Origin of the sequence: Dyadobacter sandarakinus, assembly GCF_016894445.1 — a bacterium.
Taxonomy (GTDB): Bacteria; Bacteroidota; Bacteroidia; order Cytophagales; family Spirosomataceae; genus Dyadobacter; species Dyadobacter sandarakinus.
Map to the genome: position 1 here is coordinate 3,256,316 of NZ_CP056775.1, position 11,971 is coordinate 3,268,286.

An 11,971-nucleotide genomic window follows, 5' to 3' on the forward strand; every position below is an offset into this window, starting at 1 on the left:
GCTTGGGCGATATTTATTTTTTTAATATTAATTTAATGATAGACGGGTACGTTACCTGCCTGACAGTACAGAATTACACTGCTGAAATTGTTTTAAAATCAGGATGAATTCACCTGTCCCACATACATCAGAAAGCCCCGGCAAGGCGCATTTGCGGTGCCGGGGCTTTCATGTCTTAATTAAAAATTAATGCATTATCTCCTCAGGACATAGCTTTGCAAAGGTGCATTGTTGAGGCCGGCCAGCAGGTAGGTCTTGCCGCCGGCTGTTACCGTGGTCAAGTCGCGGACGTCCCCCTTGATGTACAATCCGCTTTTCGATTGCGGCAGGTAGGCAAAGCTGAGCGCACCCTTATTCAGGAACACCTGCACCAGGCTTGCATCGTTCCGGCCGATACGGACACGGGTTTGTTTCTGATTTCCGCCCAGAAGCAGGTCCTGGCGGCCGTCGCCGTCCACATCGCATAACGTAATGGCATATACCGGTGCAAACTGCGCCTCTACCGGCAAGGCCCGGAATACCAGCTTGCCGTTTTTATTTTCCAGAATACCACTCCTGAACTCCCGGGCCGACAAGTGTGTCGCCCGGCTGAGCTTTTCGGCTGGCAATATGTCGGGCAGGGTTGCTTTGGCGTACAGCAGGTAATTGGTGTACTTCTTTTTGAGGGAGGGCACCTGATCCAGGAGCTCGTCGCGGCTGGCGTAAGGATACTCTTTGCCATCCTCAGTCACGCTGATCAGCGGCACAATGCGGTTCAGGTTATCAAAATCGGCAGCGTACAGCGACAATCCGGCCGATGAGGTAACATTCCACTGCCAATTATTTCCCATGTTTCCAACTACAAAATCCACATCACCGTCCCCGTCGAGGTCAGCAGGCTGCACGGTATTCCAGCATCCGTTCAATGCCTCCGTACCCATGGATTCGCTGGCATCCGTGAGTTTACCTTTTTTATTGGCATACACTTTCACAGGCATCCAGTCCGTGGTGAGCAGCAGCTCCGGGTAACCGTCCCGATCCATGTCGGCAAATGCTGCATCGGTGATCATTCCTGCTTTCGCTAGCGACGGGGCCGCACTGGCGGTCACATCGGTAAAGTTTCCTTTCCCATCATTGTGCAGTAATACGCCTCCCGCACTTTCGGGAAAGCGTCCCGGCACGACCCTGCTGCCTAAAAAAACGTCCATTGCACCGTCTTTATCCAGATCGGCAACAGCCACGGCAGCAGCATTGGCACCCACAGCCGGCAAAGTACCGCGCTCCCAGCTGCCGTGATTATTAAGGTACAGCCGCGGCAGCAAAAGCGGATCGCCTGCATTGAGCTCATAACCTGCACTGGTCACCAGCAGATCCATATCCCCATCCCCATCCGCATCAAAAAATGCCATATCACCATCTTCATAAGCCAGGTCCTTTTCAAAAACCGCCTGATTGCTTTTCCTGAACTTGCCATGATCGCTGATGAATAACGCACCCGCCTGCCCGCGCGAACCGCCAATGTAAAAATCGTCGGTACCATCCCCATTCAGGTCGGCCTTCGCAAAGTGCGGACCCTGGTATGATAACATGACGGGCAGCAGGGTTTGAATACGGAAGTCATTCCGCATATCCTCGCGGTGCGTAAAATCAACAAGGCTTGCAGGTGACCACTCCGGCTTGGGCTCCGGCGCAGGTTGCTGAGGGACCGGCTTCGCGTCAGTATAATTAATCGTCAAAGCCTTGGTACCTGAAGGTGGCCTTACAGTCTGTACCTTTCCATCTGCCCAGGTAACCTTTACAGAATCAGCCTGCGCAGCATTTCCCAGCCCGAAATGCGCGGGTCCCCATAGCGAGGACTGAAATCCTCTTACCGGAATAAAGCTCTGCATCTGCGCAAGTCCGCCCGCATACAGCTGCACCTTAGTGCCCGCCAGGAAGGCGTATTTCGGCGATTGCAGCTTGATATCCAGATATTTAGCAGCACCTTTTGATTCTGCATTATTACGATATACAAATGCCTTCTGGTTTACATTGCTGGTCACGAGATCAAGGTCGCCGTCATTGTCCAGGTCGGCATAGATGGCGCCATTCGACTGGCTTTTTTCATCAAAACCCCACTCCTCCACTTTCCTTGAAAATGTCAGGTTTTTCTGATTGTGGAAAATATAATTGGGTTCGTTGATGGGCGGCATTTCACGGATGATCTCGATCTGGCCGGGTGCTTTTTTACCCTGACCTGCCTGCATCTGAATATCCGTGGAATACTTAAGAAACTCCATATTGGTGTAATCCCGGGCATATCCATTGGAAATAAAAATGTCTTTCCAGCCATCATTATCAAAGTCGGCCATCAGCGCCGCCCAGCTCCAGTCCGTGTTAGACACACCTGCGAGCTGACCAATTTCACTGAACACGGGCACACCGTCTGCATTTACCCCGTTGTTGAGCTGCAACATGTTACGCATACTCTGGTCGTGAAAGCCTGCACGGAGCAGTTGCTGATACTTGTCGAAATTATCGTCGCCAGCCGTGAGCTTGATGCGCTCATTGGAAGCCGGCAGCATGTCGAGCGTGAGCACGTCTACCAGGCCGTCATTATTGATGTCAGCGGCGTCAGTACCCATGGAATAAAGGGATACATGGCCCGTAGCTTCCCGGATCACCTCCTTGAATGTGCCATTTTGCTGGTTGAGGTAGAGGTAGTCATTCTCATTGTAATCATTGGAAATATAAAGGTCCTGCCAGCCGTCATTGTTGAAATCACTGACATTTACTCCCAGCCCGAAGCTGAGTACATTGGAAACAATGCCGGTAGAATCGGTGACATTGGTAAACCTGCCGCCGTCATTCCGCAGCATTTTATTACCATAAGCATCATTGCGCTGCTGCCGGTAACTTTCAATCAGGTTGCTGAACCCTGCATACTTCTGTACCGAGTGGTTGAGGAGAAAACAATCCGTATCGCCATCGCGGTCATAATCAAAAAACACAGCCTGGGTAGTATAGGAACGGTCGTCGAGCCCGTATTGAGCGGCCTTTTCCGTGAAATTCGGAATGCCGTCGGCCGTTTTTCCATTGTTGACATACAGCAGCTTGGTCCGCAGGCGCGGGTCTTGCGCGCCGGCCCGGCAGACAAAAATATCGATCCAGCCGTCGTCATTGATATCCACGAGCGATACGCCGGTTTTCCAACCCTCATTCAGGTTGGTCCCCGACTTCTCCGAGACGTCGTCAAATTCAAGATTTCCTTTGTTCAGGTACAGTTTATTGGCAACCATGTTCCCGGTGAAGTACAGGTCGGTCAGCCCGTCATTATTAAAGTCGGCTGCGGCCACACCTCCGCCATTATAGAAGTACCCGTAGTTCAGTACATTTTCCGACTCATCTTCTTCGATAAAGTTGTTGAATTCAACGCCTGTTTCGCCGGGGGGCAGCAGGGTAAAAAGGGTATCTTTTTTATTTTTGCAGGAAGCGGCAAAAAGGACGATGAAAAGAAAAACGCAGGTGTTCTTCATTGATTTGAAAGCTCGATGACATGGACAATATAACAAAAAGGCAGGCATGATGCCCGCCTTTTGCTTACACTTACAAACTCCACAGCCTGGCTAGTTTTTATCCCACCATAGCGGCGTGCTTGCCTTATCAGGACCACCCAATAGTTTGACAGCTTCTTGAACAGCCGCTCCGTTGGTTTCTTTTTCTGCAGTAATAAAAGGAATTCTGCGGAGAACTGCTCCTGCCGGTACATCCTCATTCTCAGAATTGACGACCGGATAAAGTTTAGGGAAACGTGTCCTCCTGTACTCTGCCCATGCCTCAATACCATCCGGAAATAATGCGAGCCATTTTTGTGTACCAATCTTTTCGCGTTTAACTGCATCCGTAGCCGCATCATCCCATTTAATGGAAATGTTAGACAATGCAGGTGAATTTTGCTGATCACCAGGGGCAACCGGCTTCGCAGAACTATTGATATATGCAGTCACTGCGGCACCTGTCAGGCCCCACTGTGCCATAGAAGCTGTAATGCCTTTTTCATACAGCTCCTTGGGAGTACCACCCATATTCCAGCCATTGAGGGCACCTTCTGCCCGCAGAAAATATGCTTCCGCAGTATGCATGATGTCCTGAGGCGTTTCGTAGTTCGTGTTCCAGTCAGCATTTGCACCGGTAACCCAACGCGTACCTACATTCGAATTATCGTTGTTCGTATTCTTAGGTAATGCAAGCTCAAGAGGGGTCAATCCATTCCGCAATCCTTCGTAAGTACCCGTTGCAGTAGCTGGCTGAAAGTAGATTCCGATGCGCGGGTCCTCGTAACCTTTCAGTACGGACTCCATGGAAGCACTCATTCGGAACTCGTTCCACACCGCAATACGGCTCAATCCATTTCCATCGTCTCCCGCAAGCTTTTTGATCATGTACGCATCATCTGCCACTTCGCTCATGACTCCGCCAGCATAGGCAGCCTCTGCCTGTTTTTTAGCTTCGGCAGGATCCACTTTGGAAATCCGCAGTGCAAGACGCAAACGCAGTGTATTGGCAAACTTGATCCATTTGGCAACATTACCTTTGTAAATCAGGTCAAAATCTCCGTAAGGCTTGGCAGTTGCATTAGCCTTCAAAGCAGTCGTTGCTGCATCCAGACGTACAAAAAAATCCTTGTAGATATCAGCCTGCGCATCATACTTTACACTGATTGCAGGAATACCTGCATCAGAATACGGAACCGGACCATAGTAATCTGTCAGCCTGTGAAAAGCAAAAACCCACATGATATTCGCCAATGCATATTCTGCAGAGGCTGGATCCGTCTTTTCAAAAAGCGTTTTTAACTGAGGCACTACCTGGGTGTAAATCGGGTTCCAGTGACCGGTAAGCCAGTCATATCGCATTACAAAGCGGTCTGAAGGAAAATAAGTGGCAGACGTCGCATAGTACTGTGCATAAAGGTCAGCAAACAGGTTTTGCGCAATCTGGTAAGTTCCGCTCTGATAAGATGCCTGCTGTTCCGCCCGTGAGAAAAGGTATGGAAGTTCTGCATCAGTAAGCTCAGTAAGCTTTGTCTTACTGGTATTCATCTCTTCAAAATCACCGGTACAAGCCTGCATCAGACCTGCCGAGCCGAGTACCATACCGGCAAATGCAAGTTTTTTATAGGTATTTAAAATGCTCATTGTGTTATCGAAAGAAGTGGTTTTTACTAAAATCCAAGTTTCAGGTTCAATCCGACAGTCCTGGTAGACGGAAGGTTTCCAAATTCAACACCCTGGAAGTTACCTGCACCCAAATTCACATCCGGATCAAACGGCAGCTTGCGTTTGGCCACGCCCGGAATATCAAGAATAGCAGAGCCTCTGTAGATGAAGAACAAGTTACGTGCGACGAATGACAGCTTGGCTGATTTGATAAAGAAATTATTGCCGGTCGGAATTTCGTATCCTACACTAAGCTCTCTCAAACGAACATTGGTAGTAGAGTACGTAAAGAATTCACCCCACGAATAACGACCACCCGATACAGTAGTCCAGAAAGATTCTGCATTAATAGGGATTGTATTAGCTTCTCCGGAGGATGTAACACCTGGTAAAATCCAGCCTCCGTCGCGGTGATCAGTAGTAAAATCACCTGTTCCGTCAAAAGCCAGGTTTGCCGCGGTACCTGAGGTCATTACACCTCCAAAACGTCCGTCGATCAGGAAGCTTGCTGACAAGCGTTTATACCTGAACGAGTTGTTCAAACCAGCAGTCAACTTGGGGTTGAAGTTCCCAACATATTCGTTTGTAGATGTAACTACCGGCCTTCCGCCTCCCTTGCCAGCAGTATCTGGTTTGGTAACGATAAAGCGCCCCTGCTCGTCTCTTGCCCACTTCTGCGCAATCATATCACCATATGAGCCGCCTTCCTGAACAATCGGCGTTGCAGTCCGTCCAAATGAACCTCCGATAGCTGCTCTTTTAATATTAGGATCAAGCCTTACGATCTTGTTTTTGTTTCTCGCAACATTTAAAGTTACATCCCAGCTGAAATCGTTACCTGTTGCCACCTTGCCGGTCAAAGAGATCTCAAAGCCTTTGTTATTGATTTTACCCGCATTGATAAACTGCTGAGAAAAACCGGAAGCAGGTGCAAGTGAAAGTAACAGCAATTGGTTTACAGTATTTGAATTATACCAGGTTGCATCAAGTCCGAGACGACCGCTGAATAAGCGAAGGTCAAGACCAAACTCAGTAGACGATGAAATTTCCGGTTTCAGATTTTCAGCAGGCTTGATAGGGTCTCTTGAGACATATCCACCGCTTCCTCCCTGTGAGAACGAATATTGCTGTTGCAGCCGGTAAGGATCTGCATCATTACCCACCTGAGCCCATGATCCACGTATTTTAGCAAAGCTGATTGCATTAGGTAGCCTAAGTGCTTCCGACAAGATCAGGTTTGCACCAAATGACGGATAAAAATAAGAGTGCGGTGCAGGAAGGGTTGATGACCAGTCATTCCGTGCAGCAGCATCAACTGTAAAGAAATCCTTATAAGAAATAGATGCAGTTCCGAAAACATAGTTCAGCTGTCTTTCAGAAAAGTCAACAACCTGCGTCAAAGCATCAGCAAATGATAAATCGAATTTGTTTGGAACCCGTAACCCGTTTGCATTGGCTCCAACCTGCGAGTAGCGGCGGTACGTTTGTCCCGCACCTGCATTGTAGGTAAGAGCAAGGTTTTTCCCGAAGTTGTTATTGCCGGATACAATCACATCAAGGTTTCTTTCAATTACTGCCGCCGTATAATCGAGATATGAGCCACCCGGGCCGGCAAACAGCAACGTACGGTTTGCCCAGCTTCTGCTAACACGATCGTCGTACCGGTCAAAGCTCACGCGGCCCTGTACATTCAGCCAGTCCGTAATGTTGTATTTGGCAGAACCCAATGCGGTGGTACGATTACGCTTTTCGTTATCGGACGTCTTATTCAGGGTCCAGTACGGGTTCATGTAAATAGACGAGTTAGTCCAGTAACGTGCAGAACCGTCAGGATTAAAAAGATCCGTCTTATAAGTATCAAGATCAATGCTTCTCGGTACTTTATATAGATTCATTACGATCCCGCTTTCTTCTCCCGACTTAGGTTTGTTCTTAATATCCTGGTTTACAAAAGTAATTTTTGCATCCGTAGAGAAACGTTTGGATAGCTGAGTACTTACACGCACATTGAATGTATGGCGGGACAGACTATTGTTAGGGATAATGCCCTGTACGTCATTGAATGCATAGGAAGTATATGCCTGGATTTTATCAGTACCGGCAGAAACACCAAATGCATTATTGGTCGATACCCCTGTACGGAAGAAATCTTTCACATTGTCAGGATAAGTCGTAGCAGCCGGGCCCCAGCTTCCGTTTGCACTGGAAGTGACGCCGCCTGATCCCTGTCCATAGGTATTCTGTAATTTGGGAAGCAGGAATGGATTTTCGATAACAACACCTGAATTGATGTTTGCAGTTACTGTACCTGCCTTACCTTTTTTGGTCGTGATCATGATCACGCCATTTGCAGCGCGACTACCGTAAAGCGCCGATGCAGCCGCACCTTTCAATACGTTCATCGACTCGATATCATCCGGGTTGATGTTGGATGCACCGTCACTTCCATTTGTCCCACCAAAATCGTTTCCAACCTGGCCAGGTGTGGAATTATCAATCGGAACACCATCTACTACAAACAATGCATTGTTGTTTCCTGAAATAGAACGGTTACCGCGGAGTACCACGCGGGTGGCCGATCCCGGGCCGCTGGAACCCTGGGTTACCACAATACCTGCCACTTTACCCGACAGCGTGTTCACGAAGTTGGCGTCGCGCACGTCTGTGAGCTGCTTTCCGGAAATCTGCTGTGTAGCGTAGGTCAGCGACTTGGCACTGCGCTCGATACCGAGGGCCGTCACGACCACTTCCCCAAGACTTTTCACATCCGGTTCCAGGCTGATGTCCAGCGAACTGGCATTTGTTACCGCTACCTCTTTGGACAGGTAACCTACTGACGAAATGATTAACGTAGCCGACGGCGATGCACTGACGGAGAAATTACCCTCCGCGTCAGAAGTTGTACCGCGCGTGCTTCCTTTGATCAGAATGTTGGCGCCTGGCAATCCCGCCCCGTTCTCATCCTTTACCTTCCCCGTAACCTGCCGGTCCTGGGCATGGGATGGTGACACAAAAGCTGCTGCCACCAGTAAGGCAAACAGCAACTGAAGTAGACTTCTTTTCATAGGTAATAATTGGGTTGATTTAATTTTTCAAGAAATTTATGATTAATTAAAATCAGTAGCAATAAATTCTCAAAAATTTAATTGCACTAATCTAATATTCAGCTCTTTACCTGAAAAGAGGTAATAAAAGTACTATACGCCACATCTAATAAAATTTTATTTGCCCGTGATCACATATTTCTATAAGCAGAATATTAATGCGTGAACGAGAACACACCAATGAAAATTTCGATAGGATGTGGTTCATTGTATGTACCGCATGGAACGCAGGACATGCTCCCGGCAGAAAACTGCCTGGATAAAGCCGGAAAAGTATCAGCGGCAGCAGGAAGGAGGAATTGGAAAATCCGGGGAAAGAAAATTCAGGAGCAAGTACTATTCGTAAGTGCGCCACACACCCAGTATACTGCCGGTCACTGCATAGTTTAAGGCACTCACCCCACCGTCAATCAGAGAAAGCAGCAGGGGACGAAGTGAGAACATGTCTTTAACAATGGTCTCAAAAAGGACGAACACCACGCCGAAAAGCAAGCCGGTAAGCATACCGGTGCTCAGGGAACGAACCGACAGCTTGGTAAACACCCAGGCCATGGTATAGGCCATAAAAGAAGTGGAGACAATGCTGGCAAGGTAGGGAATCGGGCTGGTAGCAGCTTTGATCTGGGCCTGTGTAAAGCCGTTCAGCGTCATCCATTTTTCCGAAAAAACACTGTACCATAATGCAGGGATGATCTGACCAAGTACCACACACACGACCACAGCCCAAAGATTGACAGATTGTTTTCTCATATTCCGAGTTTTTATTCAGTCACCGAAAGGAAGTTCCACGCGGCCAAATATAAGCGGTTTACCAGTTACTTGTACTTTTTTCTTTTGTCAATTGTACAAATTCAATATTCCGCTTCAAACCTTCATACTTGGTCCTCTTCAGGGGCGACTTCCGGAATACCTCTTTGAAAACCTCCTCGGTAATTTCCTCCCAATCGGAATTCGAGAAGCCGGCCAGGGCGTCGGATGGACGAAAGGCCTCTGTCCGGTGGGGCTTGGCAAAACGGTTCCACGGACATACATCCTGGCAGATATCACACCCAAAAACCCAGTTGTCAAACTTCCCGCGGGCTTCCTCCGGAATGGCCTCTTTAAGCTCAATGGTATAGTAGCTGATGCATTTGCTGCCATCTACTACAAAAGGCTCAGTGATGGCGTCGGTGGGGCAGGCATCGAGGCAGCGGGTGCAGGTACCGCAATAGTCGGGTACCGAAGTGTCGTAAGCAAGATCGAGGTCGCAGATGATCTCACCAATGAAAAAGAAGCTGCCCATATTGCGGTTGAGCAGGTTGGAATGCTTCCCTACCCATCCCAAGCCACTTTTGGCTGCCCAGACCTTATCCATCACCGGGGCCGAGTCCACAAAGATCCGGCCGCTCACCTCCCCGATTTCCTCCTGAATAGCCAGCAGCAATGCGCCCAGCTTTTCCTTCAGTACATAATGGTAATCGGTACCATATGCATATTTGGATATCTTCAGGTCACCCGGCTGCTGCGGCAGCTGTTCTTCGGGATAGTAATTCAGGAGTACCGAAATAACGCTCCTGGCATCGTCCACCAGCTTGCGGGGATCAAGCCTTTTGTCAAAATGATTGGCCATATAGGCCATCTGGCCCTGGTAGTTGCGGTTCAGCCAGTTTTCAAGGCGGGGCGCCTCTTCTTCCAGAAAGCCGGCCGCAGAGATCCCGCAGAAATCAAAGCCGTTTTCAAGCGCCTTCTTTTTCACAAACTGACTTCTCTCCTGCCTGATGATATCTGCTGCGGTCATGTTACAAAATTACAAATAGAAGGTAAAATGCCATCTTGTCAGTATCTTAGGCGTGGCAAAATAATTTAGGCTTTCAGGACTTTGACAAAAAGCAGCCTCTTTAAAAGCGGCTCAGCCTGAAAATTGGAACTTTAACATAGATCAAGATAAATATTACGAGATGAACGAGGACAACGCTCCATTGGAAACTGACAATCTGGTAAACGAGGAATCCAGCAATTCCGTACCCCTTGATAACGCAGGCCAGGAAATTACAGGAGAAGCACCCTCAGCAGGTGAAAAAGATCCGCTTTTGACAGCACAGGCGGAAGTAGCAGAACTAAAAGACAAATACTTACGTCTTTATGCTGATTTTGAAAACTTTCGCAGGCGTACTGCCAAGGAAAAACTGGAAATGATTTCCGGTGCCAGTGCGGATGTAGTTAAACTGATCCTGCCTGTCGTGGACGACTTTGAGCGCGCGAAAGTGTCTTTCGATTCTTCTACCGATGTGGAGGCTTTGAAAGAAGGCGTAGATCTTATTTACAATAAACTCTTCAAAACGCTCGAATCCAAGGGTTTGAAGCCGATGACGTCCAAGGGTGAAACCTTTGATGCGGAGCTGCATGAATCCATTGCCCAGTTCCCGGCACCTTCCGATGACCTGAAAGGCAAGGTGATAGACGAAATTGAAAAAGGATATTTTCTCAATGACAAAGTATTGCGTTACGCAAAGGTGATCGTAGGCGCTTAAAAGTAAACCAATGGCAAAGAAAAGAGATTACTACGAAGTGCTGGGTGTAGACCGCAATGCCTCTGCCGACGAGATTAAAAAGGCGTACCGTAAACTGGCGATCAAGTTTCACCCGGACAAAAATCCGGATGACCCGACCGCAGAAGACAAGTTTAAGGAAGCCGCGGAAGCGTACAGCATTCTGAGCGACGAGAATAAAAGACAGCGGTACAACCAGTACGGACATGCCGGTGTAGGCGGTGCGGCCGGTGCAGGTGCAGGCGGGTTTGGCGGCGACTTCACGATGGATGATATTTTCTCCCAGTTCGGAGACATTTTCGGTGAGTCCAGTCCGTTCGGCGACATTTTTGGCAGGCAGGGCGGCGGTGGCGGCAGACGTGTGAAACGCGGCTCCGACCTGCGCATCAAGCTGAAACTCAACCTGGAAGAAGTAGCCAATGGTGTTGAGAAAAAAATTAAGGTCAAAAGGCATGTTACCTGTAATACCTGCGGCGGCAATGGTGCCAAAAACGGCACTTCGCTCACCAATTGTAATTCCTGCAATGGTACCGGTCAGGTAAGAAAGGTAGTAAGTACCATGCTCGGACAAATGGTTTCGACCAGCACCTGTCCGACCTGTAATGGCGACGGCAAGATCATCAGCGAGCGCTGCGACGTTTGTGCAGGCGAAGGCAGGCTGCTTCAGGACGATCTGATCACGCTCAACATTCCGGGTGGTGTGGCTGAGGGAATGCAGCTTTCCATGTCGGGCAAGGGCAATGTACCAACCCGCGGCGGAGTGGCAGGCGACCTGCTCATTGTTATTGAGGAAGAAGAAGATGCAAATTTGAAACGTGATGGCAATAATGTGGTGTACGATATGCACCTGAGCTTCATTGATGCCGCACTGGGTACCTCTGTGGAAATCCCTACCATTGACGGTAAGGCAAGGATCAACGTGGAATCGGGTACGCAGGCCGGCAAAATACTTCGCCTCAAAGGCAAGGGTGTGAAGGACATCAATGGTTATGGTAAAGGCGACCAGCTCGTGCATATCAATGTATGGACACCGCAGCAGCTTACCTCCGATGAGCGCGAAACTCTTGAAGCTTTACGGCACTCACCCAATTTTCAGCCGAAGCCGGGAAAAAATGAAAAAGGCTTTTTTGACAAGATGAAAGACTTCTTCCATTGAGCTGAG

Annotated in this window: 7 protein-coding genes; 2 read left to right on the forward strand and 5 right to left on the reverse strand. The window is 48.7% G+C overall.

From position 1 onward, the window contains the following. Positions 1-194: 194 nt before the first annotated feature. The 5 genes from HWI92_RS13135 to queG form a co-directional block, all read right to left on the reverse strand. Positions 195-3,494: a VCBS repeat-containing protein gene (locus HWI92_RS13135; RefSeq protein ID WP_204655764.1), complete on the reverse strand. Its 3,300-nt coding sequence runs from the start codon at positions 3,492-3,494 to the stop codon at positions 195-197. A gap of 90 nt (positions 3,495-3,584) precedes the next feature. Next, positions 3,585-5,156, reverse strand: coding sequence for a SusD/RagB family nutrient-binding outer membrane lipoprotein (locus tag HWI92_RS13140; RefSeq protein ID WP_204655765.1), 1,572 nt, complete (start codon positions 5,154-5,156; stop codon positions 3,585-3,587). A 26-nt stretch (positions 5,157-5,182) separates the two neighbouring features. Then, the gene (locus HWI92_RS13145; RefSeq protein WP_204655767.1) at positions 5,183-8,242 is read right to left on the reverse strand and encodes a SusC/RagA family TonB-linked outer membrane protein; all 3,060 of its coding nucleotides are present in this window, start codon (positions 8,240-8,242) and stop codon (positions 5,183-5,185) included. A gap of 375 nt (positions 8,243-8,617) precedes the next feature. Next, complete coding sequence (locus HWI92_RS13150; protein WP_204655769.1) at positions 8,618-9,031, reverse strand: DUF1761 domain-containing protein; 414 nt, start codon at positions 9,029-9,031, stop codon at positions 8,618-8,620. A gap of 58 nt (positions 9,032-9,089) precedes the next feature. Continuing rightward, a complete protein-coding gene (gene queG, locus HWI92_RS13155; protein ID WP_204655771.1) occupies positions 9,090-10,058 on the reverse strand; it encodes a tRNA epoxyqueuosine(34) reductase QueG in 969 nt (322 codons plus the stop codon). A 160-nt stretch (positions 10,059-10,218) separates the two neighbouring features. On the opposite strand from queG, the gene HWI92_RS13160 reads away from it, so the two are divergent. After that, complete coding sequence (locus tag HWI92_RS13160; RefSeq protein ID WP_204655773.1) at positions 10,219-10,791, forward strand: nucleotide exchange factor GrpE; 573 nt, start codon at positions 10,219-10,221, stop codon at positions 10,789-10,791. 10 nt (positions 10,792-10,801) lie between these two features. Beyond that, entirely contained in the window at positions 10,802-11,965 is a 1,164-nt protein-coding gene (gene dnaJ, locus HWI92_RS13165; RefSeq protein ID WP_204655775.1) for a molecular chaperone DnaJ, read from the forward strand. Positions 11,966-11,971: the final 6 nt, after the last annotated feature.